The organism is Metallosphaera javensis (ex Hofmann et al. 2022), from assembly GCF_022064045.1.
GTDB classification, from domain to species: Archaea; Thermoproteota; Thermoprotei_A; order Sulfolobales; family Sulfolobaceae; genus Metallosphaera; species Metallosphaera javensis.
In genome coordinates this window covers 1-24,976 of the sequence record NZ_JAKNCW010000025.1, presented here as the reverse complement: position 1 = coordinate 24,976, position 24,976 = coordinate 1, and the positions used below count along the sequence as shown (strand labels likewise).

The following is a 24,976-nucleotide window of genomic DNA, read 5'->3' as shown; positions in this document are numbered from 1 at the left end:
GTCATCCTCTTGCCACCCTTCAACTTTCTAGAGGCAACTGACTGTACCTTAGCCCTCTTGATTTGCATGACATACTTTAAGGAGTAGAGTTGCTTCATAGAGATTGTGATAAACTTCTCGCCATCGTAACCGTCTAGTGAGAAGAGATTGGAATCAAATGAAACAGCATCGAGGGGAGTTGTCATTGACAATTCCTTCCTGAACACTAAGTACACTTTATCCTCCTTGATCACCGGTTCTGTTAACTCCATTCCCTCAACCCTCTTAGAGAACCAACTTCTATCCCATGAGTATCTGATGTATTCGTGTGGTTTCACGGTTATCCTAACACTTCTACCAACAACTTTCCTCAACGTGGTTTTCACCCTCACGTAACCCTTCCTCACAAGCGGTGGTTTGAACTTGCTTCTCCCCTTCTCAAATCTCCTTCTCCAGGAGTCAAGGATAGAGTACACGTCGTGAATAGCTTGATCGACGTAGTGTTTTGCCAGTCCTTGGGCGTTTTGGCTCATTAGGTACTCTCTCAACTCCCTGTATATTTCCTTCTTTTTTGGTAGCTCGACTCTTCCATTCTTCACGTTAACTTTGCTGAACACGTACTTTATTCCCTTATTTAGTAAGTTCACGTAGGCACGAATTAGTTCTTTGCTCCTCTCCTCCTCATTTCTTATCGCATACGTTAAATGTATGTATTCTTTTTCTTGTGGCATGAACGTTTTAATTCTTAAGTTCCTCAACACATTTCTTCACCTTTTCATACTCATGACCTCTCATTCCGCCAGAGAACGAGACTAGGATACTGATCAAGTCTTCGATTAGTTCCTGTTCTGGTGTATCCTCTTTTTCGAGGACTGTTATCTCGCAACCGTGTGCCCTGCACACCTCCTCAAGTATCTCAAATCCGAATCTCACCAATCTATCTGGATAAGCCACGACAACCTTGTTTACCTCGTTGTTTAGTATCATTCTGAGTAGTTTCTGGAACCCTTTTCTCCTCATGTTCAATCCAGATCCCATATCAGTGATAACGAGGTCGTGTTCCGGAACCCTTTCCTTCAAGTAGTTCACTTGATTCACCAGGTCATTGTGTGCGTCTGATGATCCTGGCGTAAAGTACCACTTTCTTTTTCCTTATTATTCCTGCCAATCTCTCAACGTCCTCTTCTCTAAATCTCATTTTCCCAGATGGCAATCTCTCTGGTTTTATGTACCCTTTTTTCACGTATTCCTGCAGCGTTCTGTAGGAGATTCCCAGTCTCTGGCACACTTCCCTGGGCCTCAGCATTGTATTTGATTTGTATACAAAGTATTTAAACTTCACGCTTTAATAGAAACAGTTTTCAACGGCGTATATGTTCACCAGACGCCCAGCGGGCCTAGCTACCCTCATCCTTAGAGTGCCTAGGAGCCATGGTCAACATCACCCACCGCTCACCACGAGAGTGTGAAAATGGGTAAAAACTTAAAAATAGTCTCGGTCTCCTTCACTCGATCCTTATGATCAAGAGAGAGTTCTCCATCCCCATGGATCAGATTCTTTCTAGGATAAGGGAGAAGATCAGGAGCCTTGGCGCGGACATTTTCGCTGAAATAGATCACGCCCTTAACGCTGAAAAGGTGGGCCTGAAACTTGAGCCCACCAGGGTACTGATCTTTGGAAATCCCAGGATTGGTACCCTCCTCATGCAGGAGAATAGGGAAATTGCCTACGAGTTGCCCCTGAGACTGGCTATCTGGAGCTCCGAGGGGAAGACCTTTGTTCTCTATGAGTTGCCCAGCGAGATAGGTAAAAGATTCGGTATAACCAACGAGGAGGTCCTGAAGAAAATGGACGCCTTCATGGACAACGTGGTTAACGTACAGTGACCCCTTTCCAGGTGGGTTCATTTTTCATTAATATAAATATTTTCTACGGAATCCTAGAATACTTTATCTTCCGAGTTAGATCTAAATCTGCTTAAAGCGTCACAGTAACTTTTTAAACATTACAGTACAAGAATAAACTAGGTGATAAGATGATTAAGCTACTTGGAAGAAAGGAAACCCCTTACGACATGGCAAAGATGCCCGATGAATTCCTCAAGGTTGAGTACCCAGAGTACTACAATTCAATGAGGAAAAGGAAATACGAGGATCCCATGATGTACTTCTCGTAATTTTTTACCTGTGTAACGTGAGAAGGTTTCTAACCTCAAGGTTTTCGTTGGGACAAGCATCCACGCATCTGGCACATCCCACGCAACTTATCCTGTTGGTGTATCCCCTATCAAGTATGTCCTTACTCACTGGAATCTTAACAGGACATGAGGAATCGCAATTTCTCGTGGTACAGGTTCTGCACGTATCGAGATCCTTGGCCCTTATCCTGAATAACACCTTGTTGAAAATTCCGGTGAAGGTTCCGAAACCGCACCATCCCTGTCTGGCACAGGCGTATGTTCCGAACACTGGAGTTAGGAAATAGAAGAACCACCACACGTAGTTAAGGGTGAACATTCCGTAGAAGTTCAGAGGATTGAAGGGGAGAGTGATGCGATGTAGTTCCTGCATAATGTAAAGCCCAAAGAACAGGAACATGGGAACCATGAACACCCACCTGAGGTAGTCCCAGATCTTGGATGAACCCTTGACCTGAAATTGCTCGTAGAAGACGTTGGAGAACATATGCGCAGACATGCAGACAAGGTTGCAGTAACTTCCTCTGCCAAATAGGATGGAGGCAACCACTATTACTCCTAGGGAGAGGATAAAGCCACTGAGCGTTACTGGGAATATCATCCCGCTCATTCCAAACACGTAGAAACTGGTGTAATAGGGAATCAGCACCACAAAAATGGGAATGCCTGCAAGTATTGCGAGGGTCCAGCTTCTGAGATATCCAGTTCTGACGCTCTTATACCTCTGATACACCAGGAACGACATCTCTGCTCCCATCATGATCACGTAAAAGGGAGACATGGTAGTGGTCATCACTAGCATGAAAGGAGTCATGAAAAGGGATATCAGAAAGTTCGCATGAAGATACATCTCCGTCATGGCCAGAGGATTCACGGGGAATAGCCACCAGAGAGGATTGGTGAAGGGAGACCTCATGTGCATCATGCCGTGCGTTAACACGGATTGGCCGGAGAAGATCTGATTTGTTAAATTGAAACCTAAAACGCTCTCCCCGAATCCCATTGTTAACTCGGCCATGTTCACAAGGACCAGGAAGATGAATGGATACCTTAACTTCATTTGTATTCTTGATGAGGGAAGATCGTAAAAGATGAGCAGGAAGTACCAGGCCATTGAAATCACCATGGCAAAGGTAATGAGATAAAGATCATTTAGAGCGAAAAAGGATAGACCCATCATCATGACGAAATCGAAGAGCGCAAGGGTTATGGAGACCAACTGTCCCCTCAGGGTTGGTTGCCTCATCTCCACGACGTAAAGCATTACAATGTTCACTATCATGATAGCTGAGGATACCAGGGAGGTTACCAATTCCACTTTACCGATCCTGTACAGGGAGGGCATGAATGCCATGGAGAGCGCGAAGGTGGTCAGGGACCACTCCAGCACGTTTTTCCTCCTGGAGACGGCCATGAAATATATTCCATCGCCCAGCATCATGAGTCCAAAGGCAGGGTTCTCAACTGCGGTAAGGATGGGATTAGGTTCGGGAGTGAAGGAACCGTATAAGAATCCCATGGAAAGCTCATCGAAAAGCAGGACCAGGGACAATACCACTGAAACCTTGAGGTTTCTCCTGATGTTTATCCTCTCGGGCTTCACGAAGGAGGAGAGTAGGGAGGGAACAAGAGCAAACGTCAAGGCCACCGGTTCCACCAGCAGTGAACCGTGCAATACTCCTATCCAAGCAATCGCTACGCTCTCAGTGGCCATGATCAGGGTAACTGAGAGAAGGAAGAGAAGAGCTCTTAAATTTACGAATTCCCTTCTCAGGATATAACCAAATATCCAAAAATCAATCGACATCATGGCTATAATATAAAATATTGAGAAATACAGCAGGATCTGGTCATCCATCCAAATCCATATAGATCTCGTCTCATCAAGTTTTAAATTTTGCATTTAATTTAGATTTCTGGAAAATATATAACTAAATAAATCAAGTTTACGTGCGAATTGGCTGAAGGGTAAAACCACGGTCAAGTAGAGGGGTCCTAGCGTTCTGGCCCATGATGGAGGTATCCCTCTCCGGTCAACTCCCATAAAATTTCCCGCATGGATAGTCACCTTGGTGAAGGGATTACGTAACTTGAAAGCGCCTCTGTAGAAGCGTGCACCCATAACCAAAGTGGGATTCAGCGCCCCGCTAACCGGATTGGGCCAACTTTTCCTGTTTCACGATTTTATCCTGAACCAGATCAAGTAGGGCTATTAATCTCTCCTTTTCCTCCACGCTCAAATCCTTCATTAGCTCCGAGGCCATCTCCTCGTAGATCTGCATTGCCTCCTCTGTGGCCTTCACTCCAAGGTCCGTTATCTGCACATTGATGATTCTCCTGTCCTCCCTGTCCCTCTCCCTCTTCACCAGTCCCTTTTCCTCCAGCCTGTCTATGGCGGCAGTTATCCCAGCCTGGGTCATGAGTACCTCCTTGGCTAAGTAGACCATGGACTTCGGGGATTCCTTAACGGTCATGAGAATGAGGAAGTCTATGTAGTTAAGCCCGTGCGACTCCAGCCTCCTGTTGAACTCCCTCTTCACTGCCCTGTAAACCCTGGAGATCCTCACAAGCACTTCAACGTCTAGTTTTCTCTGCATCATATTGGACAACCTCCCCCGGGATTTTAGCTTTTCCCCTCAACGCTGAGGCTAGGGCCGCCACGAAGGACAGCGCAGCCCCGAAGTAGAACGTTTCCCTCAAGGCCAGCATGAAGCTGGGGGCTATGGCACTCGGGAACCAGGTTCTCTGCTCCATAATGGAGATGGCGTTACCAGGAATTTGAGAGGCCACTGACGGTGGTAATGTCCCCAGTAGGGCCTTCACCGGGTCATATCCTAGAAAGGCTGCAAAGAGGGCCCCAGTCACCGGAACTTTCTGCACGTAGGGAGATAGCTGTGGGGCTCCAGCCTGCGCCAGGGCGTGAGACAGTGAAGGTCCCAGAGACGAGCTGAGGGAGAGTATCACTATGGTGAAGAATATGGCAATGCTCACGGTTTGCCCGGTGTTCTGTAGGGTCGATCTCATCCCCGATGCTGCTCCCCTGTGCTTTGCGGGTACACTGCTCATTATGGAGGACGTGTTGGGGGACGCGAACATACCGTTCCCCACTCCCATCATGAAAATTATAGCGCCAAATACTGGATAACTGAAATTGTAGGGTAAAGTGGTCAGGGCCAGAAACCCTGCACCGACCAGGATCATGCCTGCGGTGGCCAGACCTCTCGACCCGTACCTGTCGGAAAGCCAACCGCTAACGGGACCGGCACTCACAAAGCCCACCATCAGGGGTATTGTGTAGATCCCTGCCCAGAACGGCGTTTCGGAATAGGAGTATCCATGAAGGGGAAGCCATATTCCTTGAAGGAAGATCACTATCATTATCATAAGACCGCCGTAACCTATGGATCTCAGAAATCCGGCGAAGTTCGCAGCCGTGAACATTCTGTTCCTGAATAACTCCATTCTGAACATGGGGTACTTGACCCTCGTCTCCACGAAGGGAAATGACGTCAGGAGTCCCACCCCCGCAACCATGGAGGCTATAACGAGGGGATTTCCCCATCCGGTCTGCGCGGAGTCATAGGGCATGAGCGCGTAGGTCATGGCAATTAACACCAGGATGAGGCCAGCACCGAACACTGCATTCCCTATCCAATCTATGCCCTCCCTGTTCCTAGCACTGGTCTCCTTGAGTTTCAGGTAACTCCAGGCCGTCCCAAAAACTCCCACTGGAACGCTCACCAAGAAAACGTAACGCCAGTTGATGACCGAGAGTATCCCACCCAGAATGAGACCTATGAGGGAACCGGCCAAGGCAGCAACCTGGTTTATCCCCAGCGCTCTTCCCCTCTCGTTCATGGGGAAAACATCTGTCAGAATGGCAGCGCTGTTGGCCATCAGGAAGGCCCCTCCAATCCCCTGAATTATCCTGAATATTACCAGCTCGAGCCCCGCCACGTCTCCGCTACCAAAGGTCAGGGATAACAGGATTGATCCCACGGTGAACACCAGGAAGCCTAGGTTGTATAACCTGACCCTTCCGTACATATCTGACAGCCTTCCGAATGAGAGAAGTAAGGTGGCTGTCACCACGTTGTAACCCATGAGAATCCAGAGAAGGTACTGGAATGATGAGGGAGCCAGGGGATTTATCCCTATTCCACGAAATATTGCCGGAAGGGAGATGATGGTGATGGTGCCATTTATCGTTGCCATCAGCACCCCCAACGTGGTGTTACTCAAGGCGATCCATTTGTACTGCATAGTTAAACTACTAACTATTAACTATTTAATCTTTTTGCTAAGGGATTGAATTCATTGAACCTAGGGTAGAAAATCTTATATCTTATGAATTTAATATTATATCTATGACAAAGGTTTACGTAATACATGAGTGGGATGATACGCAAAAGGATCAGGCCCTGAAGTTTTTCAATGGGCTCGTGGACATGGCTAAGGGAAAGAAACTTCCCAAGGGATTTAAGCTAGAGAAGCTTAACGTAGATGAGGCAAACAAAACGGCGGTCTGCGAATGGGACGTACCCAGCATGCAGGATCTTGCAAATGTTGCGAGTCAGATGGGGATAACCTGGAAAGTGAAAATGATAAGTCCCGTAACCAAGTATGAGCACAAGTTACTCTAAGTTTTTCAGTCTTTTCCGTCGCCTTCTCGTCCTGGTCATATTCCTGGAATTCTGTGGGAGATTTTCAACCTTTCCAGAGCTTCAAACATTGCTCCGGAGTTTTCGGAGATGACTGGCATGCCTAGGTCCTCATGAAGATAGCTCAGCACGTCGTAGGTAGCAAGAGCAGTGCACGCTATGTAAACCGCCTCCGCCTGCACAACCTCAGCGAGATGCCTCTTCACTAGTCTGTAAATGGTGAAGGTATTGGTGTTGGATATGTCCACGCCCTTTACCTTATTAAGTCCGTCGTATCCGGTCACCTGGAACCCCCTGGATCTCCAGTATTCCACTTCCTCTAGGGTTCTCTGTTTAACGTAGGGGGTGCCTATCCAGATCCTCCTTACCCCAAGTTTTCGCAAAACTTTCTCCACAGCCTCCTCTGGAATCACAAGGTCTGCAACTTCCTTGATGTATGACACGTGCCTGTGGGTGCCATAGGTTCTACCGTAAATTACCACGTCCGATACCTCGCGTAAAAGGTCATATGCCAGGGACAGTTCCCTTTTAAACTCCTCCGGGTCGGTGGGTTCACATCCCCTCGTGGGCCTCGTCCTGGTGGAGTGAACCGTGACTCCTTCAGGACTCATCCTCCAGAGATCGTATTCCAGGGATGCGTTATTTGCAGGGACAATGACCCCAATTCTACCTCTTCCTCCGGGCATACTCGGGTTTAAATCCGCTGAAGAAAAAAGTCATTCGTGAAAAGTCTGATCCAGGTTACCAATGAATTCTTTCAGTACAGGAAGAAGGGTGACGACGAAATTCTTGAGGAGGCGCTGGAAAACCTGGATTACGAGAGGGGAAGAGTTAGGATAAGGGATGAAGTGATCAAGGTCTCCAGAAGGAGAGATGTCGTGGGAGTCTACCTCGCAAATATTCCTTACCTCATCCTGGGGGATGGTGAGATCCACCAGGAACTCCCGGAAAAGGTGATGAAGGCACAGGACTATGCAATGAGGCTCATGGAGTGCGGGCTAAATGATCTGGCAACACTGGAGAGCTACCTGATCCTGGAGATGGGGCTCAGGAGCCTTTACTCCGCGTGGATGGGTGAGAAGGTGACCATAAGGTATGGAAAAAGGAAGGTCAAGGTCGGGGGAGTGGATTACAGGAAGCTAAAACTTTACATAAGGAAAAAGGGCTGGAGCAAATACAGGGTTAGGGTTAAGGGAGAAGTCTTCCCCTTTTCCCAGGGGCTCCTGCTAAGCTGGGCTGAAAGGTTTGTGGATCAAAGGACCAGTTTAGCCTTAAGACTCTCCATAAACGTGAGGAACCTCCTGGCCCATGGAGAACTGGAGTGGAATCTCCATCCCACGCTCAGTAACGTGAGGACGTGCTCCCATGTGGTGTGGAACATGTTCCGAAAGCTTGATACAGAGGGAGAGTAACATCCATCTAGCTTACACCGAAGAGGAGTGCCTAGAGGTAATCTGAGATCCTCACCAGGTTGCTGGCCTCTCCCGTTGTCAGATACCTCTCCAGGTTGGCACAGGCAGTGATCATTGCCCTCTTCAACGTTTCACCGCTGGCGGACGCGCCGGCGGTATGATAGGTTCCAGCGAAGTTCTCCAGATCCCACAGGGGACTATCGAAGTTCTCCTTTCCATTCTTCCTCCAGAACACATCAGTCCCGAACATCAGGTCTCTCCTCTCCTTGAGGATCCTGATAATGTCCTCCTCCACTATGGTTTCGCCCCTCCCCACATTCACCAGGATCGACCTTTCCTTCATCAGACTGAGCACATCGTAATTCAGAAGGCCCCGGGTCTCCCTGTTGAGAGGAAGGGCATCAAATATCACATCCCCCTGGGGAATGGCCTCTCTTAACCCGTTGGGAGGAAGTTTGACATCAAAGAACTCGGGTCTCTTGAAGGACCTGGACACTCCGATCACCTTCATGGAGAACCCATACCTGGCTATCCTTGCAATCTCTGACCCTATTCCCCCGGCTCCTAGAATCACGGCAGTACCTCCACTGAGGGAGTACGTTTCCACTCTTCTCCTCAGGTTTACCCTCTTTGCGAGGGCCAGCGCGAGAGCCCACGCGTGCTCAGCCACGGACTCGGAGTAGGCCCCGGCGTTGGACATCACGGTTACGTTCCTCAGTCTCTCAAAGGGAAGATCGTCAACACCGGCCGAAAAGGTCTGGAGCACCCTCAACCTGGGCATTTTCTCAAGGAAAGTGGAAACCCTGGAGGGCCATGTCATTAGAACCTCACCGTTCATGAGGTCAATGTCCGTGAGGTTGGAGTCCCTTACCCCGAACCTATCCAGGAGATGGTGGCACTCCTCGGGTAACCTCTCTGTGGAAATAATCATGAACTAATCTAGTTATTCGGGTAAATAGATTCTCCGCGTGTCTCTGATGACACCAGTGTTCAGCGTAGTTTTAATCGTCTATCCCTGAATAGGGTAAAATTGGGGGCAATGTGGTCATGTTGGCGTATTTAAAGTTTCAAGGAATTCAACGAAGCTATAAAATCAATTTATGCAAGTTTAACAAAACTAGAAACTAAGTAAACTTATACAAAGAATGTGTTTCGCTCAAGATCCCTAGATGGGGCCTCGGTCAAAGGTGAAAATAAGGACGCGAAACCTTTGACGGATTCGAACAGCATGCCAGCCTGATTCACCCTTGAAAACTTAAATTGTTTCTGGTAAAACACAAGTAATGACAACACAGGTGCCTAGCCTCTGGCAAAATCTGGTAAGCTCAAGGATCACGACCTTTGTGATACTGGAGAGGGAAATTGGTAACCGGGACCTACTCAAGGTCGTAGGAGACACCCCATCCATTGTTCCCAGAGCCTACCCTGGGATAGGAATCTCTTTGATGACAGGAATTCCCAGAATTCAGATCGGTGATCTGGGTGGGAGTCCGCTTTTCGCCACAAATCTCATGCATGGTCAATCCGTAAGGGGGGCGCTTTTCACAGAATTTTCTGAACGTGAGAAAATAAAGGAGAAGTTAGCCCTCCTTGATGATCTCGCCAGATCCACCTCTATACCTATCCACTTGCGTGAGGTGGACATCAACTTACTGGTTAAGGGTCACTTCAGGTGCATTAACTCAGACCTGAGCTTCCTGAACACCTTCCCAACCCCATGCTACTATAGCGTGATCTTATCAAACGAGTGCCCCAAATCAGGCAACATAAGGGGAGTTCAGTGGAGGGAAATCCAGATAGGGGCAAACCCAGAGCAGAGCGAGCAGGTGGTGATTAATGGTGTTCTCAGGGAGAAGGAACTAGGGGGATTGATCGATTTATTCGTGAAGGACCTCGAGCTGATGTATGATAGATTTGTAGAGTATACGTGAGGCGATTTACGTGGTCGCTGGGGCTACTCAGATTTCGATATTTTCACCTTCAGAATCTACGTTCGCACCTGTGGAACGGAAGGATATTCGATTTCCCATTTCGTCGGGCTCAATCAAGGAAGTGACAATTGCTGACCTGGAGATCTTAGTTATTGAGGACAGCTTGTATCTGGATGAAGTGAAGCCACTTCTGGACAACCTAGCACTAAAGGTTCCGGTCCCAAAATCCATCCTGGACAGGACAGGCTTAATCATGAGATATCCTGAGTTATTTCGAGGAGTCGTAAGGTTCGGAATCATGATAGCAAGTTCCAACGAGGAGATGGTGGATATATTGAGGGCCTTTACCAGCCTGCTGGATAGGTTTGGGGATAAGATGAAAGGTGTAGGTCTGGCAGAAATAGATGATGAGCCTGCTTTTATTCACGTTGTGATGGACTGTGGGGAAGAGGAATGGAATGAGGCCTTGAAGATCGTGTTCAAGCACCCTCATGCGAAAAAGCTTAACGTTCTGTGTGAGAAAGCCTTGTTCGGTGTTTGAGGAGTTATATATGGATCTTTTATCTCTAATATATACAGACTTATGCCAAAAAACCAGTTCCGTCTCCAGCTTCAGGAGGGCAGTGAGTGCCTTTTTCTTCATAGTATTTGAAGAGTGGATGCGCAGGCAAGGAGATAATCCGCCCACTGGCTTCAAGGAAAAGGACTTTATGAATGATATGACGCAAAAAGTTTATGGAAATGTAGAGTTAACCAAGTCTCTATTCACAATTTACTTTTACAGAACACTTGCGGATCACTTCTACGATTACGGAAAAGGGTATATAGGCGTTAAGCTTTACAGGTATTATCAGGGAAACCAATTGGACCATCCTTCTATTGATGCCTCTCACTGTGAAAAATCTTTAAATTCGGCCAGAGAGCTACTCAAATTCTTGAGTTAGAGTAAGGAGTTCCTTGACATGCCTGCACAAACCAGTGTTGAATTTTGGCCCAGCTTGATTTGTTGTATATTTCATATTAAACGCCCATTAAATGCACATGAGGAGGTCCTAGAGCTTTCCAAGAACTAGGCCTTTCCTACAGTGACCCGATGTCCCGGCTTAACCTATCTTTACCGATTCTCACAGATACTCTGCATATACATTTTAGAAGAATTGGTAATTAGCTCAACGCTAGAGATTTTTACTGTGAGTTTAAGAATTAATTGATTAACTGAACATCATTTAATTAATCTTTAAATTCTTAAGCGTTCATGTGTACCCATGTCTGGATGGAGTGTTATCCTGACCTCAGATAGGGGATCATTCACGAGGTTTGGACCCTCCAGCGTACTGGGTTATGTGGCATGTATGCCTGCCAGACTTGTTCCTAGGTTCTTCATGGACAGGTTCTTCACCCCGCCAATAGAGGAAACGGATAAGGAGGGGAAGGCGCTCTACGCGCCATACGCGCTAAGGAAAATTGAGGCTACCCTAGTCACGAACGGAATAACTGACGTTGCAGTAATACAGCCGGAGAGGCTGGAGAAGGTTATCTCAGCTAAAACCAAGATCGTGGGGATATCAGTTCATGATCCCAGGGGTCTGGATCCCGTAACCTTCAAGCTGGCCATGCTCTTTGGGGGAGGAAAATCTTGGTTGGAACAATTCTTCGACGAACTGGGAGACACCATCTCCAGGTTGAAGAGGAGATACAACTTCAAGGTCATAGCGGGTGGTCCAGGTGCATGGGAGTTGGCTCGCGATAGACCGGATTGGCTCGACGTGCTCCTCCTTGGAGAGGCTGAGGTCGCCCTACCTCCCCTGGTGAGGTTTATCCTCAACGGAGAGGAGGTTCCTCCCATGGTGAAGGGAAGGGATCCCAGGGTGGAGGAAATTCCTCCCATCCTTGCTCCTACCAGGTGGGGAGAGGTACAGGTGACCAGGGGATGTCCCAGGGGATGCAGTTTCTGTTCCATTACCCCTGAGACCTTCAGAACTATCCCTCTGGACACAATCAAGAGGGAAGTTGAGGTAAACCTCAGGGGAGGAATAAGAAACATTGATCTCATCACAGATGACATCCTTCTCTACGGCTCCTCCAAGCTGAGGGTGAACCATGACGCCATCGTGAAGCTCTTTACGGAGGTTAAGAGAATGGGAGTGGATGGACTGTTTTGGCCCCACATCTCCGCTCCTGCAGTCAGGGAGAGCCCCAGGACGGTTCAGGCCATGGCCGACATTGCGGGTTACAGCTTTGACAGGTCAGTGATGCCGGTCGTGGGCCTGGAAAGCGGGAGCCTCAAGATCCTAGAAAAGTACATGCCGGCCAAGGCCTTCCCATGGACTCCAAGAGAGTGGGCCGATGTGATATTGGACGCTACTGCCATAATGAACGATAATTACATCTTCCCCTGCTACACCATGACCATAGGTTACAGGGAGGAGACTGACGATGATGTCCAAGACAGCATTGACCTCGTTCAGAAGATAATAGATCACGACTTCACGGCGTGGGTCTTCCCCCTTCCCGTTATTCCCATCTCCACAACAAGGATTAAGGACAATCCGTTCCCAGCCCTTGAAAGGTTACCCTCCAAGTACTGGGACCTCCTCTACGTAGCGTGGACGTACAACATGAAGGTTACTAGGAAACTAGCCCCAAGGTTAGCTGGAGGTAAGGGAATCACAGGGAGAATAGTCAGGTACATGATAGATAGAATATTCTCCTCAATTGAGTGGTTCTTCAGGGACTTGAAGGAAACTAAGGGAAGGAAGTCCTTGGAGTTCTCATCCATCAATATCAATAATGTGAGGGGGACCATAAGGGCCATCATGGAACTGGGAAGGCTGGCATTCAAGAGCGAGAACACGTGAAGAGTGCCCGGGAAATGGTAAGGAAAGGCATTCCTTTCCCTAGATTCAATCCCCTTTTTTTCTAAGGGTGTTTCCCATTGTTCGGACAGGCATACAGGGAAAGTGGAAAAATTACCAAGTTGCCTCTTACTGCCAGAAAGTTAAGTTTTTCATTATTAGATGTCTAAACTTGGTATGGAAGAAAAAATAGTTAAATTTCCAAGTTTCGACGGTAAAGAGGTAGAAGGTTTTCTGGTCTCAGGTGGAAATAAGGCTGGCATTATAGTGATCTCCGAGATCTGGGGAATGACGGAGTACATAAGAAACGTTGCTAGGAGACTTGCAAACCTTGGATACACGACCCTGGCGCCAAACCTCTACTCAAGGAATTCCGAGATCTTCAACGAGAGAACCATTTCAGGTGTAATGAGAAGGTTCTTCTCCCTCCCACCCGAGAAGAGGGGAGATAAGGAGGCGGTGGCTAAGTTAGTTGAGGGACTTACCGAGCAGGAGAAGAAAATCTACCAAGAGCTCGTGGTTAACAGGGCCTCAACGGAGGATAGAATGCTGAGTGACCTAGAGCACGCCTATCTCTTTCTGAAGTCCCTTGGTCTATCTAAGTTTGGAGCCATAGGCTTCTGCATGGGAGGAGGACTGGCATTTCAACTCTCGACTCAGGTTCCCCTGCACGCCACTGTGGTGTACTACGGAAGGAACCCCAGGATACTTGAGGACATAGCAAAGATAAAGGGACCGGTTATGGCCCACTACGCGGGGGAGGACTCGGCAATTAATCAAGGAGTTCCCGACATGGTGAAGGCCATGATACAGTACAAGAAGGAACTGGACATGAAGATCTACCCTGGAACGTATCACGCCTTTGCCACCGAGGGAGGTCCGGCATACAACGAGGCTGCAGCCAAGGACGCGTGGGATAGGACAGTGAGGTTCTACACAAGGGTTCTGGGATGAAAACATGGCCCAGGAGGAGAAGGGGAAAATCATTGAAGATTGCTTCATGACGTGGGTTAGAATTCTTGAAATGACTGAAAAGGAAAAGAAAGACGAAAAGAAAAACTGATTTTTTACGTTTCGAAATTGTTTTGAGTAATATGTTGACTAGGGATTTGGAGAAAGGGGATCACACTTATTTCTTACGCTGGGCAGTAGAGTTAAACCGTGAGAAAGTTAAACTTCCCATAAGTTAAACATATATTTCGATTCAACTTACAAATCCACATGAAAGTTAAAGTTCACAAAAAGGGTATAGTGGTTTTACCCAAGGAGGTTAGGGATAGGCTAAAAATAACTGAAGGAAGTGTGTTGAAAATTGAAATAAAAGGGGATGAGATAGTTTTAAGGAAAGAGATATCGTTACTGGACGCGTGGGGAATGTTTGAGGGTAGGGCAGATTCAGAAGAGGCTTTAGAATTACTCAAGGAGATGAGGAGAAAGGAAGTTGAGAAAGAAAATAGTTATTGATACTGGAGTTTTCGTTAACTATTTTCTAAAGAAAAATGAAAAATATAGGAAAGCCATGAGCGAGATAATAGCAAGTGGCTCCGGCTTAACCCTTTATTTGAACATAACAGAGCTCTACTACATTCTCGGTAGGTTATTGGACAAGGAATCAGCTTCTGTTGCCATATCACTGATCAAGAACTCTTCTATCAAGATAGTAAATATTGACGAGAAATTAAGTATAAGCGCAGGTGATCTGAAGTTAAGTTACGATTTCCTATCCATAGTTGATTGCTATGTTATTGCACTTGCGGAGGGGGAAAGGGCAATGATCTACACAGTTGACTCCTCTATCGAGAAAGTCTACAAGGACACAGTCGTAATAAAATAGTAATAACGTCTCCTCAAGTTTAGGGATAATTGACGACTACAGGAGACATTACGCATTGATGAAACCGCACAGGGCCTCCTTACGCATAAAAAAGAACATGGAGTGGAGAAATACTAAAAAAGAATTTTACTCCTCAAGTCTTCCATCCTTAAATTTCCTGTACTGGGTTATTTCGAATCTTACCTCATCTCCCACATCATAATACTCCTCGGAAAGGATCGTTATTCCGTAACCCTTGAAGACGCAGATTAGATACCTAGAGTCTCCTACCGCCTCCACTGACTCCACAGAACAGGTCAGATCTCCTTTCCCGACATTTACCCACTCAGGTCTGAAACCCACTTCCTCAACCCTCTCGCCCAGTATCTCCCCGGGAACGAAGTTCATGGGGAAGTCTCCTATGAATTCGGCAACCCACTTGGTTCTAGGATAATCATATAGTTCCTTGGGTTTACTAACCTGTTCAAACTTTCCCGCATGAAGCACGGCAACCCTATCAGCGAGACTTAATGCCTCCTTTTGATCATGAGTAACATATATGAATGTTCCCTTTAGCTCCTTCTGAATTCTCTTCAGCTCACCTCTAGCTACCGTCCTCATCCTGGCATCCAAATTGCTTAAGGGCTCATCCAAGAGATAGTAAGACGGGTTCCTCACAATAGCCCTGGCTATAGCCACCCTTTGTTGCTGACCCCCGCTTATCTTTGTTACTTTCTTATCCAAGATCTCGGAGATGCCCAGGAGACCTGCTACCTTTTCTACCTTTTCCCTTATCTGCTCCTTTTTCTCCCCCTTCATTTTCAGTGGAAATTCTATGTTTTCCCTCACCGTCATATTCGGGTAAAGCGCGTAATTCTGGAAAACCATAGCCACGTTCCTCTTCTCCGGAGGTTTATTGGTCACGTCATCCCCATCCACAATTATCTTACCCTTATCCGGCTTCTCAATTCCTGCCATGATCCTGAGGAGGGTGGACTTTCCCTCTCCGCTGGGTCCAAGAATCACGAAGAACTCACCGCTCTCTATCTTTTCTGTCACTCCATCCAGAACCCTCTTGGTTCCGTAAACCTTTACCAGTTCAACCAGTTCTACGGTCATCCCTTGATCCCTCCTGCCAAGTATTCTCCTCTAAGATATTTCTGTAAGGCGAAAGTTAATACTATTACGGGTAAGGTGAAGACTAGGGAGAATGCCACTCCGGCTAGCAGGTTTCCCCTGGTAACGTCAGAGTAGATTGTAACAGGCAACGTTGAATGGAATGGGATCAACAGAATGGCGTAGGTGAACTCATCCCATGAAAACATCCAAGAGATCAGGAAAGCTGCAGCTATTCCGGGCGCAGCTATGGGCAAAAGTATCGAGAAGAGTCTCCTTAATAGCCCTGCCCCATCGACTCTAGCCTGATTCTCCAGATCTTGCGGTATGGACGAGAAGGTCCCTTGAAGGATAAAGGTAGCCAGTGGAAGGGTGATCAAGGTCTGAGCTAGGGCAAGACCCACAACGCTCTCGAAGAGGTGAAGCTTGATGAACTCCACCGCTATGGGGATTCCAATGACAATGGCGGGCATCATGTTGGTGACCAGCAGAAGAACGAGGATGGGATAGGCCACGGTTCTGGGGAGTCTACTGAGACCGTAACCCGCTGGTACCGCAAGTATTAACGTGATTACTCCCACTAAAGTAGCAGTCTCCAAGCTCTTGATTAGGGGATCTATGAAGGCGGAGCCCTGGAGGGATACCACAAGGTTATTTAACGTAAGCGATATGGGGAGTAGAGCTGGATACCTAGCTAGTATGGTAAATGTGGGCGAATTGAATGCTAGCAGGAAAAGGACGTAAAGGGGGAAGAGAAAATACGCTCCGACCACTATGGCACCTATATAGGACCATTTCATGTGGATCTACCTCCTGTCAACTTTATCACAACACCCATGAAGACCAGGATGAATCCCAAGAGGACGGTCGCAGCTGCAAGGGCCAGACCTACTTCAGGGAATGTGGTGGTATAGAGGTTATACACAAGCGTTGTAAGCAGGGGTGGATGATCCCCTATGAGGATGAGCGGGAGAGCGAAGATGTTAAACTCCTGCACTCCTCTGAGAATGAGGGCGACACCTATGAAACTCCTGAGATTTGGCAGGGTGATGTGGACGAATCTTCTAAATGGACCCGCGCCATCTATTGCAGCCGAGTAGTAGAGCTCCCTTGGAATGGAGGACATCCCGGCGAGCAGTATTAGGGAGACTATGGGTGTGTTTTTCCAGCTGTCTGCAAGCATAACCACAATGAGAGAGGACAAGGACGTCTGATACCAGTTCACATTGGTACCAAATAAGGAGTGTATAATTGTGTTGGCATAACCTCCGCTGGTCTGGAAAATGAAACTAAAGGTGATGGCGGCAACCACGGTGGCGACGCCCATGGGAATAATAGTTATGGTGGAAAGTGCCTTCTTTCCGAAGAATTCTCTGCTTAACACTGACGCCACGAGGAAGCCAAGGGCCAGCTGAATGAGAAGTGCTCCCACGGTGACCAAAACAGTGTCTAGGACAGCTCCTCCTATATTGAAGTAGGTCAACTCCTGATAATTATGTAGGGATAACCCCCCGTGGGGATCCTGAAAACTCAGGTAAACCGCGTCCACGGTGGGAAAAAAAGAGAACGCAACGATATACCCCACTGCTGGCAGGACAAGTAAAAAAGGGGTTAACTTCAATTCTTTCACCCGTATAAAGGTCCGTAAACTCCCTGTTCGTATTGTTGGGCCACCGTAGTGTTGTAGTTCTGAGCTAGGTAGTTATACATCTCCTGATTCGCCTGGCTCAGAATGCTGGGTATCTGAGAGTACGGAGCGTGATCCACTATTATGGTATCAAATACCTTGTCAGCTATTTGTCCCCACACTGTTATCCATGGAACTGGCTCTCTGAAGAAGGCATTGCTCATTGCCTCCTCCTCTGCCTTATATAGGGCACTTATGTTGCTGGGCAGGTTATTGTAAGCCTGCTGATTCACTGCAGGCCATGAGAGATATATGATGAAGTCTCTCTGGACCTGCGTAGATAGCAGGAACCTTGCGAAATCTATTAGTGCTGGAATGTCAGTTGCACCCTTTGGTATGGCCAGGACGTCTCCTCCTACCAGATGATCTCCATTGGCTGGTCCCACAGGACCTGGATAGAATCCTATGTGACTCATGTTTACACCTTCGCTAGCCATGACACTGTAGATGTAGGGCCATTGATAGTCAACCATGTAATATTCCCCGCTCAGCAGTCCCTTGTAGCTACCCCAATATCCGTGGACGTAGCCCGGAGTGAAGTAACTGGACAGGTTATAGAGGTACTCGAAGGCCAAAACGTCTCCTGAATCATTAAACAGGAATGGATTACCTCCTGCCTGGACCATCCACTGGTAGAGCTCAGTGTAAGTGCTTGCTCCACCATGGCCTTGGAACATGATTGGGGCAACTCCAGTCTTAGCCTTTATCTCTGAGGCGACCTGCATGAGCTGAGACCAGTTCTGTGGAGGAGTCAGGTTGAGCTCCCTGAATAGGGTTGCATTATACCAAACTAGAGGTATGTTTCCCCTCAATGGAATGAAGAACTCTCCATGATACACGCTTTGTTCGTACTTAACGAGGCTAACCATTGATGGAATAAGGGATACATTCTGTAGTATTTGGCTGGTATAAGGTGTGAGATTCATTAGATAGTTACCATTGAGAAGCTCTCCTATCACCAAGTTGTCCTCTCCAATTATCACGGGCCCTACGTTTCCGCTCAATTCAAGTTCCTCAACGCTCTTCACAATGTCCGTTGCGCCCTCATCTACGTAATTGATATGAATGTTGGGATACTCCTTCTCGAACTGAGGAATGATCACGTTCTGCATCACTGAAGCCTCTGACTGGGAGAGATCATCAAAATACGTTATTGTGACGTTTCCTGTGACAGAGGTTGTAGTTGTGTTGGTAACAGAAGGTGTAGTGGTGGAAGTGTTGGTGACAGTGGGAGGACTCGTTTTATGGGTTGTTAACTCTATGGCGGCCACAGCGCCTACAATTATTATTACTACAACTATTCCTATTATTACAGATTTGGCTATACCCCTAGCTGCCTTTTTATTATTAACTCTCGGTAACAAGGGTATCACTTTCCTCATATTGAACTCCATGTTATTTAAATATATCTGTGATTTTTATACATACTAATATATAGATAAATTCAACTAATAAAGTATAAATATAACTTCAAGATTTTAAGTATAGAGAGAATCGTGAGGTAAAGGAGACTGGAGAAAAAATAAGATGTTTTAGGTGAATTGAATGGAAATAATATTGATACTGCATTACTATTTTTTATTCTTCAGTCATTTAGAATCTAAAAGATACTGTTACATTAAAGCTTTAAGTTAAAAATTTAAACATCGTGGAGTGTGTTCAAGGGATGGTTGCCATAGTTGATGCGTGGTTAACACCCTTCGGGAAGAGAAAGGAGAGCCTCTTTGACCTGGCAAAGGAGTCCTCCCTTCCCCTGATCAGGAAGTTCAGGGATGCCATAGATTTCGTGATAATCTCCAACTCCTATTCAGGAGAGTTCAACGGAATATCTGGGGTGAACAACCTGATCTCCACCTATCTCTCACTGGAGGATATCCCTTCCATCAGGGTGGACAACACAAGCGGGAGCGGTGGCAGTGCAGTGCTCGTTGCTAAGAGCTTTCTGGATTCCGGGATGGCCAGGGCCGTCCTGGTCATCGGGGTGGAGAAGATGTCCACGATGAAAACCAGGGACGTGACCTCAGTGATCTCCTCACTTTTGCCCCCGAGGGAAAGGTCGGTGGGGATCTCCGTTCCTTCCCTGGCTTCACTCATGACCAGGGAGTACCTGGACAGATACCGCGCGAGAAGGGAGGCAATAGCTGAGGTTGCGGTGAAAAACCACAGGAATGGGGCCAGGAATCCCTTCGCGCACATAAGAAAGGAGGTGACGTTGAGTGACGTCCTCTCCTCTCCAGTGGTCGCAGATCCCTTAACGCAATATGAGTTCTGTCCCATAAGCGACGGCTCTGCATCGCTTCTCCTGGTGAGAGATGAGGAGGCCCTGAGCTTCACAGGTAAGCCCGTGTATATCAAGGGAGTGGCCATGGGATCGGATTCGTCGCACATAACGGATAGGGAGGACCTCCTGGAGATGAGGTCCGTGAAGAGGGCCGGGGAGCTGGCCATGAAATTTAGCGGGGTAGAGAGAGTGGACTTCGCAGAACTCCACGATATGGCCACCATCCTGGAGATAGTGGAGGCTGAGGCCCTGGGTCTCCTCAGGAGGGGAGAGGGCTGGAAATACTACCTGGAGGGACGCACGGAGATTGACGGTGATATGCCCATTAACACCAGCGGTGGACTGAACTCCAAGGGGCATCCCATCGGGGCAAGCGGAGTGGCCCAGCTGGTTGAGGCGTTCCATCAGATCAGGGGAGAGGCCGGTGAAAGACAGGTTAAGGATGCGAGAACGGGGCTATCCCTGAGCATGGCCGGGTTTGGAAACTCAGCCACGGTAACTGTGGTGGGTGATGAGCCGTGATAGTGTACGTGTGCAATTCGTGCGGTAAGGGTTACTTTGAGCCCAGGGGGATATGCAAATGCGGATCGGATAGCTTCAGGGAGGAGGAGAGGGAGACCAAGAGGTTACACTGCGTCAAGCTGTTGGTTCCGCCCGCCGGATTTCCGGAACAGGTGGAGTTCTGCCTGTCCTCCGCCGGAGACACCAGGGTCCTTGAACTGGGGGGATCGAGAGAGTAGTGGGGAGCGAAGAATCAGACTGTGGGATAAGCGGGTAAGGGATGGATGGAAACGCGGGCAGACCTGGTGTGTGGAGTATTTGTTAAGCGACGTCTCCAGTTCTCTTTCAACTTGACATCTCTCAGAAACTGGAGGTCTTTTTACAGTTACTCCACACGCTAGGGCAGTCCAGATGACAGGGAGGGAAAGGCAAACGGGATCAGGTTAAGCTTTTCCTCAGCTCATTCACCACCTCTGGATCCTCAAGTATTGTGGCATCAACTTCGTTCCCCATGACGAGGTCCCTCAATATCCTCCTGACGACTTTCCCGCTCCTCGACTTGGGAAGCCTCTGCACCTTCACAACCCTGTCCACCACGTATATTGGGCCCAGCCTGGATCTGACCTCCGCCTTCACCCTTTCCGGATCTGCGTCTCCCACCACGAAAAGTATTAACTTCTCCCCCTTAACTGGGTCTGGAACTCCCACTGCGGACACGTCCTTAACCCCTGAGAGCTTGGAGACCACATCCTCAACCTCCCCGCTAGTGATCCTGTGGCCTGCGATCTTTATCATGTCGTCACTTCTCCCCACAATCCTCACGTAACCCTGCTCCATCACGGCCAGGTCCCCTGTGTCATGTCCGCCATACCTCTGGTACTCCCTGAACTTGGCCTCGTTTCTCCAGACGCCCACAAACCTGGTGGGAAACGGACTCTTGAGGACTAGGTGACCCACCTTACCCTCAACCCTGTGGCCCTCCTCATCCACGGTCTCCAGCAGGGCTCCGGGGAAGGGGACGCCGGCATATCCCTTCCTTGACTCAACCCCCAGAGAGAAGGGAGTGCCCACCACGTATCCTGTCTCAGACTGCCCGTAGATGTCAGTCACCCTGTCAGCGAACCTCATGGCGTAGTCCCAGGAGGGTTCATCCAGTATCTCCCCAGCCGTCGCCACGTATTCCACCCTGGGGAGGACTAGATCCATGCCCCTGAGCAGGCGAAGTAGGGTCGGGGAGGTGAAGAACACCCTCGGGTTCTCCCTCATCATGATGTTCCTTACCCTGTCCCTGAGGTAATCGGGAGCCCCCTCCATGAAGACCAGGGTACCCCCGTGAAGGAGAGTGCCGTACATTATCCTTGAAAAGGTTATCCATCCCACATCCGCAGTGGTGAAGACCACGTCCCCACGTCTCAGGGAAAACACTATGTCAAACACCGTGTAGTGACCCACCATCCACGAGCCGTGGGGTAACACTATACCCTTTGGTCTTCCCGTTGTACCCGAGGTGTACATTATCATGAGGGGGTCGTTGGCCTCAACCCTCTCAGCATCAGTGAATTCCCCTTCCCAAGGTTTCATGTGACGATCCAGCATCACGTCTCCTCCCAGCAGGGGGATCTTCTGCCCCCTCCTTTGGGTGTGGGAAGTGGTTAGAACCACCTTGGGCGAGAGGTCCTGGATCCTGGCCTTTACTGCCTGCTCGCCAAGGCCAGCGAAAATCACGGAGTAGATAACCCCCATCTTTGCGCAGGCGAGAAGGGAGGCTATGGTCTCCGGCAGGTTGGGCATGTAAATGGCCACCCTGTCTCCTTGAGTCACACCCCTATCCCTAAGGATCCTGACCACTCTCTCTGTCAGGCGGGCTAGTTCGGAGTACGTGATTTCCCTTCTCTCGTCCTCCCCATACCAGATGAGCGCGATTCCCTCGTGAGAGAGGACGTTGTGGGCTATGTTGGTCTCTCCTTTGACGAACCACTTGCCGTCCTGAAGAACGGAGTCCCAGGGAGTGAACCATTGCATTTTAGAGGCAAAGGGAGACCAGTAGAGCTCTGGCCTCTCCAGGGCAGTTGCGAAGGCTGAGGCGTAATCCATGGGGATGATAACATGGTGGAACTTAAAAGGACTTCGCGTTTGAGGGAGGTATACTCACGGTCTGAGGTCCAGCGCTTGGGATATTACATGGGGGATGTGAACCCTCGAGGAAGACTTCTTGTCCCACGAGATCGTGAAGAGCGGAGTCTGTACCTAGTCTAGAATTCTCGGGGCTACCCGCACTGTTGTGTATTTAAGGAGACTTTGACGTGAAATACACAACAGATCAAGCTAGGCCCATTCTCCGGTCTGGAGTGCCTCTCGAGTGAGTGTCCGGACTGAGAAAAATTCAACGAGAAACCATTGAGTTTCTAAGTTTCCGTGAAATTAGTGCAGTGCTTCAGTTTAAGGTGTCAGGAATCACGTAAAGTCATACCTGGGGCTTTCCATGGAATAAAGGTCGCCACTTAATTCAACTTATTTATCTGTAACTTTTCTATCAAAATAAGCCGAATTTTGTGCGTTCCAGACACTCTCTCTAGTTCCCCGACGGAATCAGGGAATTGATGGAACGCGGTCTCCTCTCCCTCTCCTCCCTTCTTCCGGAACTTCGGCGCCTTCTCTCCACGACCTGGTGGGGTCCTTCAACTCCCTGGTGAGGAGGAGAAGATTCGGCAAGTACCACACGCCCTACAGGCTGCTCCAGATTGTCTGGGCCATCGCTGACAACTACAACGTTTTGAATAATTTTTTTACAATAACGGAATAATATCCATATACTTCCTGTTTTCTTTACGATTATGACGTCACTGCTCAATTAATCCTACATTGAAATGAGAAATGAAGAAACTAGAATTCAATTCCCAATGGAAACCTGAATCGCCCGTATACCCTGAGTTGGTGTAATTTTTTATAATGTAGGAAGAGTTATCCGCCTCGACTAATATGTTCTGGAATTCGGGAAAATCATGGACCTTCATCCGGTACAATGTATCTCCTTTCCCCTCAAGTATTTTCATGGAGATTATTTTAAACCTAAACCAATTAGGTTTTGGAATTTTTAGTGATCAAGTAAAACCTAGATGATGAAGAAAGTGATCTGGATCTCCTCACTCAAAGGAGGCACTGGTGGAATGCACAGATGAAGACGTGAGAGGTGGTACTAACGGGACGACTAACAGAGCTCTTAGAAAAATGTTTAGCAAAAGGAATTTGAGAGGTCCCTCATGAAGGATCTCATGCAGTCGGTGAGATCGGGGTCATTAACTAGTTCCGAAAGCTTCACACAGATACTCTTCAGGTCAGGAGAGCTAGAAAACTGTTCCAAGGCAGAATCCTTCTCTCCTTTACATGCCAAAGCGGATAACATGAGAAGATATGTGGAAGGGTCAGGAAGAAGGTTCTGAGAAATTCTAAATTCCTCATATGCATCAACATGGTTGCCCTTCTTGAGGAGCGCAATGGCCTTATTGTTGGTAATCTGGGTTGTTGGGGTTGAGGGAGATGGCCATGTCGTGAGAGTGTCCGGACTGAGAAAAATTCTACGAGAAAATATTTGGAGATTATAGAACTTCTGTAGAATCGTGGCGTAATACTTAAGTGGGGGAGAACGGACATCATACCATGAACACCAGGATTATCCAACCACAATACGTGGTGATGTCCGTTCCCCGGTAGAGGATATGCCCTTCAGGGATAAAATCCTTTTCCTCCTAACGCCCGTGGTGGAGATGGTGAGGGAGAGGGTGGAGAGGAGGATACCGGGGAGCTTCACCTACTTCAAGTTGCTGGTGGTCATGATAGTGTATTGTTGTTCCCTGAGGGACGCGGTGAACTTGGTGAACACGGACGTAATAAAGGCTTTTCGTTGGTGAACGCGTTGGGAAGTCCACCCTGTTCCACTTCGTGGAGAGGTTCGCGAGGGTTAGGAGGGACCTGCTCAGGGAGATAGCGAGCGAACTTGAGGCCAAGTGCAGAACCGTGTATTTACCTTCTAGCGCGCTCTACGAGGGAGTTGAGTGGCTCGTTGACTCCTTCCTCCTGGATTTACCTCCAGGGAAGACCAGCCTGGAGATCATGATGGAGAAGTACAGGCTTGACGCTGTAAACCTTGGGCAAGTGGAGAAGTTGAAGGCCTTCGTGAGGGCTAAGTTGAGGGCCAGGACGAGAAGGAGGTTCCAGGGAAGGTGGACCAAGAAGCGGTCGAGGTCGTACTTTGGGTTCAAGGTCTTCCCGCTCGTCTCGCCCGCCCTCTTCGTCCACGGACTTGAGGTCGAGTTCGCCAACTTCTCGGACGCTAGATGTAGGCTGTCCAGAAGGGGACTTAAGCTTGTGGACAGGGGCTTCAAAGAACGCGGAACCTTCGTCCATCCCCGCGGTCCATGGAAGTACCTTCGCCCCTACGTGGAGCACTTCGGGATCTTCCTTAAGTACTGGAGGCCCTACGCTGAGACCAAGGTTAGAAACGAGGCCTTCATCTACATGATGGCCATAACGTACAACATGGTC

The 24,976-nt window shown here is 48.3% G+C and carries 26 protein-coding genes and 4 pseudogenes; 17 read left to right on the top strand and 13 right to left on the bottom strand.

Annotation, left to right across the window (positions count from 1 at the left end):
- Positions 1-710, bottom strand: a pseudogene (locus L3N51_RS11495) (RNA-guided endonuclease TnpB family protein); the annotation flags it as partial.
- Positions 711-717: 7 nt separating this feature from the next.
- Positions 718-1,285 (bottom strand): annotated as a pseudogene (locus L3N51_RS11490) (IS607 family transposase).
- A gap of 212 nt (positions 1,286-1,497) precedes the next feature.
- Here L3N51_RS11490 and L3N51_RS11485 point away from each other — a divergent pair.
- Both L3N51_RS11485 and L3N51_RS11480 read left to right on the top strand, forming a co-directional pair.
- The gene (locus L3N51_RS11485; protein ID WP_238027357.1) at positions 1,498-1,866 is read left to right on the top strand and encodes a DUF302 domain-containing protein; all 369 of its coding nucleotides are present in this window, start codon (positions 1,498-1,500) and stop codon (positions 1,864-1,866) included.
- Positions 1,867-2,015: 149 nt separating this feature from the next.
- Complete coding sequence (locus L3N51_RS11480) at positions 2,016-2,156, top strand: hypothetical protein (RefSeq protein ID WP_238027356.1); 141 nt, start codon at positions 2,016-2,018, stop codon at positions 2,154-2,156.
- A gap of 4 nt (positions 2,157-2,160) precedes the next feature.
- On the opposite strand, the gene L3N51_RS11475 is transcribed toward L3N51_RS11480, so the two are convergent.
- The 3 genes from L3N51_RS11475 to L3N51_RS11465 form a co-directional block, all read right to left on the bottom strand.
- Positions 2,161-4,035: a 4Fe-4S binding protein gene (locus tag L3N51_RS11475; RefSeq protein WP_238027355.1), complete on the bottom strand. Its 1,875-nt coding sequence runs from the start codon at positions 4,033-4,035 to the stop codon at positions 2,161-2,163.
- A gap of 289 nt (positions 4,036-4,324) precedes the next feature.
- Entirely contained in the window at positions 4,325-4,774 is a 450-nt protein-coding gene (locus tag L3N51_RS11470) for a MarR family winged helix-turn-helix transcriptional regulator (RefSeq protein WP_238027354.1), read from the bottom strand.
- Complete coding sequence (locus tag L3N51_RS11465; protein ID WP_238027353.1) at positions 4,752-6,440, bottom strand: MFS transporter; 1,689 nt, start codon at positions 6,438-6,440, stop codon at positions 4,752-4,754. Before L3N51_RS11465 ends, L3N51_RS11470 begins: the two co-directional genes overlap by 23 nt.
- Before the next feature lie 104 nt (positions 6,441-6,544).
- Here L3N51_RS11465 and L3N51_RS11460 point away from each other — a divergent pair, with 104 nt between their 5' ends.
- Entirely contained in the window at positions 6,545-6,820 is a 276-nt protein-coding gene (locus tag L3N51_RS11460) for a hypothetical protein (RefSeq protein ID WP_238027352.1), read from the top strand.
- Positions 6,821-6,855: 35 nt separating this feature from the next.
- On the opposite strand, the gene L3N51_RS11455 is transcribed toward L3N51_RS11460, so the two are convergent.
- Positions 6,856-7,524 (bottom strand): maleate cis-trans isomerase family protein, encoded by a 669-nt coding sequence (locus L3N51_RS11455; RefSeq protein ID WP_238027351.1) that lies wholly within the window; start codon positions 7,522-7,524, stop codon positions 6,856-6,858.
- Positions 7,525-7,560: 36 nt separating this feature from the next.
- On the opposite strand from L3N51_RS11455, the gene L3N51_RS11450 reads away from it, so the two are divergent.
- Entirely contained in the window at positions 7,561-8,250 is a 690-nt protein-coding gene (locus L3N51_RS11450) for a hypothetical protein (RefSeq protein ID WP_238027350.1), read from the top strand.
- Between the two features lie 31 nt (positions 8,251-8,281).
- Here L3N51_RS11450 and L3N51_RS11445 read toward each other — a convergent pair whose 3' ends face one another.
- Positions 8,282-9,181, bottom strand: coding sequence for a 2-hydroxyacid dehydrogenase (locus tag L3N51_RS11445; RefSeq protein WP_238027349.1), 900 nt, complete (start codon positions 9,179-9,181; stop codon positions 8,282-8,284).
- Between the two features lie 352 nt (positions 9,182-9,533).
- Here L3N51_RS11445 and L3N51_RS11440 point away from each other — a divergent pair, with 352 nt between their 5' ends.
- The 7 genes from L3N51_RS11440 to L3N51_RS11410 all read left to right on the top strand — a co-directional run bounded on the left by L3N51_RS11440 (position 9,534) and on the right by L3N51_RS11410 (position 14,870).
- Positions 9,534-10,181 (top strand): hypothetical protein, encoded by a 648-nt coding sequence (locus L3N51_RS11440; protein ID WP_238027348.1) that lies wholly within the window; start codon positions 9,534-9,536, stop codon positions 10,179-10,181.
- A gap of 70 nt (positions 10,182-10,251) precedes the next feature.
- Entirely contained in the window at positions 10,252-10,722 is a 471-nt protein-coding gene (locus L3N51_RS11435) for a hypothetical protein (protein ID WP_238027347.1), read from the top strand.
- Positions 10,715-11,125 (top strand): hypothetical protein, encoded by a 411-nt coding sequence (locus L3N51_RS11430; protein ID WP_238027346.1) that lies wholly within the window; start codon positions 10,715-10,717, stop codon positions 11,123-11,125. The genes L3N51_RS11435 and L3N51_RS11430 overlap by 8 nt, the downstream gene beginning before the upstream one ends.
- A 321-nt stretch (positions 11,126-11,446) precedes the next feature.
- On the top strand, positions 11,447-13,039 hold the full coding sequence (locus tag L3N51_RS11425) for a B12-binding domain-containing radical SAM protein (RefSeq protein WP_238027345.1): 1,593 nt from the start codon (positions 11,447-11,449) through the stop codon (positions 13,037-13,039).
- 174 nt (positions 13,040-13,213) lie between these two features.
- On the top strand, positions 13,214-13,990 hold the full coding sequence (locus tag L3N51_RS11420; RefSeq protein ID WP_238027344.1) for a dienelactone hydrolase family protein: 777 nt from the start codon (positions 13,214-13,216) through the stop codon (positions 13,988-13,990).
- A gap of 267 nt (positions 13,991-14,257) precedes the next feature.
- Positions 14,258-14,500, top strand: coding sequence for an AbrB/MazE/SpoVT family DNA-binding domain-containing protein (locus L3N51_RS11415; protein WP_238027343.1), 243 nt, complete (start codon positions 14,258-14,260; stop codon positions 14,498-14,500).
- Positions 14,478-14,870 carry a PIN domain-containing protein gene (locus tag L3N51_RS11410; protein WP_238027342.1) on the top strand — a complete coding sequence of 131 codons (393 nt, stop codon included), beginning with the start codon at positions 14,478-14,480 and terminating at the stop codon, positions 14,868-14,870. The genes L3N51_RS11415 and L3N51_RS11410 overlap by 23 nt, the downstream gene beginning before the upstream one ends.
- A 126-nt stretch (positions 14,871-14,996) precedes the next feature.
- On the opposite strand, the gene L3N51_RS11405 is transcribed toward L3N51_RS11410, so the two are convergent.
- From L3N51_RS11405 to L3N51_RS11390, 4 genes are read right to left on the bottom strand one after another with little or no spacing between them, the layout of a single operon-like run.
- Positions 14,997-15,968 (bottom strand): ABC transporter ATP-binding protein, encoded by a 972-nt coding sequence (locus tag L3N51_RS11405; protein ID WP_238027341.1) that lies wholly within the window; start codon positions 15,966-15,968, stop codon positions 14,997-14,999.
- Positions 15,965-16,765: a carbohydrate ABC transporter permease gene (locus L3N51_RS11400; RefSeq protein WP_238027340.1), complete on the bottom strand. Its 801-nt coding sequence runs from the start codon at positions 16,763-16,765 to the stop codon at positions 15,965-15,967. Before L3N51_RS11400 ends, L3N51_RS11405 begins: the two co-directional genes overlap by 4 nt.
- Positions 16,762-17,586: a carbohydrate ABC transporter permease gene (locus tag L3N51_RS11395; protein ID WP_255776327.1), complete on the bottom strand. Its 825-nt coding sequence runs from the start codon at positions 17,584-17,586 to the stop codon at positions 16,762-16,764. Before L3N51_RS11395 ends, L3N51_RS11400 begins: the two co-directional genes overlap by 4 nt.
- A 5-nt stretch (positions 17,587-17,591) precedes the next feature.
- The gene (locus L3N51_RS11390) at positions 17,592-19,046 is read right to left on the bottom strand and encodes an ABC transporter substrate-binding protein (protein ID WP_238027338.1); all 1,455 of its coding nucleotides are present in this window, start codon (positions 19,044-19,046) and stop codon (positions 17,592-17,594) included.
- Positions 19,047-19,318: 272 nt separating this feature from the next.
- Between L3N51_RS11390 and L3N51_RS11385 the strand changes: the two genes are divergently transcribed.
- Positions 19,319-20,455, top strand: a complete 1,137-nt coding sequence (locus tag L3N51_RS11385; RefSeq protein ID WP_238027337.1) for a thiolase family protein — start codon at positions 19,319-19,321, stop codon at positions 20,453-20,455.
- The gene (locus tag L3N51_RS11380; RefSeq protein WP_238027336.1) at positions 20,452-20,673 is read left to right on the top strand and encodes a hypothetical protein; all 222 of its coding nucleotides are present in this window, start codon (positions 20,452-20,454) and stop codon (positions 20,671-20,673) included. The genes L3N51_RS11385 and L3N51_RS11380 overlap by 4 nt, the downstream gene beginning before the upstream one ends.
- A gap of 199 nt (positions 20,674-20,872) precedes the next feature.
- On the opposite strand, the gene L3N51_RS11375 is transcribed toward L3N51_RS11380, so the two are convergent.
- On the bottom strand, positions 20,873-22,528 hold the full coding sequence (locus L3N51_RS11375; protein WP_238027335.1) for an AMP-binding protein: 1,656 nt from the start codon (positions 22,526-22,528) through the stop codon (positions 20,873-20,875).
- Between the two features lie 495 nt (positions 22,529-23,023).
- Complete coding sequence (locus tag L3N51_RS12625) at positions 23,024-23,146, bottom strand: hypothetical protein (protein ID WP_255776326.1); 123 nt, start codon at positions 23,144-23,146, stop codon at positions 23,024-23,026.
- On the opposite strand from L3N51_RS12625, the pseudogene L3N51_RS11370 reads away from it, so the two are divergent.
- The 4 genes and pseudogenes from L3N51_RS11370 to L3N51_RS11355 form a co-directional block, all read left to right on the top strand.
- Positions 23,094-23,237: pseudogene (locus tag L3N51_RS11370) on the top strand (IS256 family transposase); the annotation flags it as partial. The gene L3N51_RS12625 and the pseudogene L3N51_RS11370 overlap by 53 nt on opposite strands.
- Before the next feature lie 457 nt (positions 23,238-23,694).
- Positions 23,695-23,874: a hypothetical protein gene (locus tag L3N51_RS11365; RefSeq protein ID WP_238027334.1), complete on the top strand. Its 180-nt coding sequence runs from the start codon at positions 23,695-23,697 to the stop codon at positions 23,872-23,874.
- 276 nt (positions 23,875-24,150) lie between these two features.
- Complete coding sequence (locus L3N51_RS11360) at positions 24,151-24,342, top strand: hypothetical protein (RefSeq protein WP_238027333.1); 192 nt, start codon at positions 24,151-24,153, stop codon at positions 24,340-24,342.
- Positions 24,343-24,373: 31 nt separating this feature from the next.
- Positions 24,374-24,976: pseudogene (locus L3N51_RS11355) on the top strand (IS5/IS1182 family transposase); the annotation flags it as partial.

Bases quoted from the DNA above. Each gene is read 5' to 3' on its own strand.
- L3N51_RS11485 (WP_238027357.1), top strand. From the start codon at position 1,498: ATGATCAAGAGAGAGTTCTCCATCCCCATGGATCAGATTCTTTCTAGG.
- L3N51_RS11480 (WP_238027356.1), top strand. From the start codon at position 2,016: ATGATTAAGCTACTTGGAAGAAAGGAAACCCCTTACGACATGGCAAAG.
- L3N51_RS11475 (WP_238027355.1), bottom strand. From the start codon at position 4,035: ATGGATGACCAGATCCTGCTGTATTTCTCAATATTTTATATTATAGCC.
- L3N51_RS11470 (WP_238027354.1), bottom strand. From the start codon at position 4,774: ATGCAGAGAAAACTAGACGTTGAAGTGCTTGTGAGGATCTCCAGGGTT.
- L3N51_RS11465 (WP_238027353.1), bottom strand. From the start codon at position 6,440: ATGCAGTACAAATGGATCGCCTTGAGTAACACCACGTTGGGGGTGCTG.
- L3N51_RS11460 (WP_238027352.1), top strand. From the start codon at position 6,545: ATGACAAAGGTTTACGTAATACATGAGTGGGATGATACGCAAAAGGAT.
- L3N51_RS11455 (WP_238027351.1), bottom strand. From the start codon at position 7,524: ATGCCCGGAGGAAGAGGTAGAATTGGGGTCATTGTCCCTGCAAATAAC.
- L3N51_RS11445 (WP_238027349.1), bottom strand. From the start codon at position 9,181: ATGATTATTTCCACAGAGAGGTTACCCGAGGAGTGCCACCATCTCCTG.
- L3N51_RS11440 (WP_238027348.1), top strand. From the start codon at position 9,534: ATGACAACACAGGTGCCTAGCCTCTGGCAAAATCTGGTAAGCTCAAGG.
- L3N51_RS11425 (WP_238027345.1), top strand. From the start codon at position 11,447: ATGTCTGGATGGAGTGTTATCCTGACCTCAGATAGGGGATCATTCACG.
- L3N51_RS11420 (WP_238027344.1), top strand. From the start codon at position 13,214: ATGGAAGAAAAAATAGTTAAATTTCCAAGTTTCGACGGTAAAGAGGTA.
- L3N51_RS11415 (WP_238027343.1), top strand. From the start codon at position 14,258: ATGAAAGTTAAAGTTCACAAAAAGGGTATAGTGGTTTTACCCAAGGAG.
- L3N51_RS11405 (WP_238027341.1), bottom strand. From the start codon at position 15,968: ATGACCGTAGAACTGGTTGAACTGGTAAAGGTTTACGGAACCAAGAGG.
- L3N51_RS11400 (WP_238027340.1), bottom strand. From the start codon at position 16,765: ATGAAATGGTCCTATATAGGTGCCATAGTGGTCGGAGCGTATTTTCTC.
- L3N51_RS11390 (WP_238027338.1), bottom strand. From the start codon at position 19,046: ATGGAGTTCAATATGAGGAAAGTGATACCCTTGTTACCGAGAGTTAAT.
- L3N51_RS11385 (WP_238027337.1), top strand. From the start codon at position 19,319: ATGGTTGCCATAGTTGATGCGTGGTTAACACCCTTCGGGAAGAGAAAG.
- L3N51_RS11375 (WP_238027335.1), bottom strand. From the start codon at position 22,528: ATGGATTACGCCTCAGCCTTCGCAACTGCCCTGGAGAGGCCAGAGCTC.
- L3N51_RS11365 (WP_238027334.1), top strand. From the start codon at position 23,695: ATGAAGGATCTCATGCAGTCGGTGAGATCGGGGTCATTAACTAGTTCC.
- L3N51_RS11360 (WP_238027333.1), top strand. From the start codon at position 24,151: ATGCCCTTCAGGGATAAAATCCTTTTCCTCCTAACGCCCGTGGTGGAG.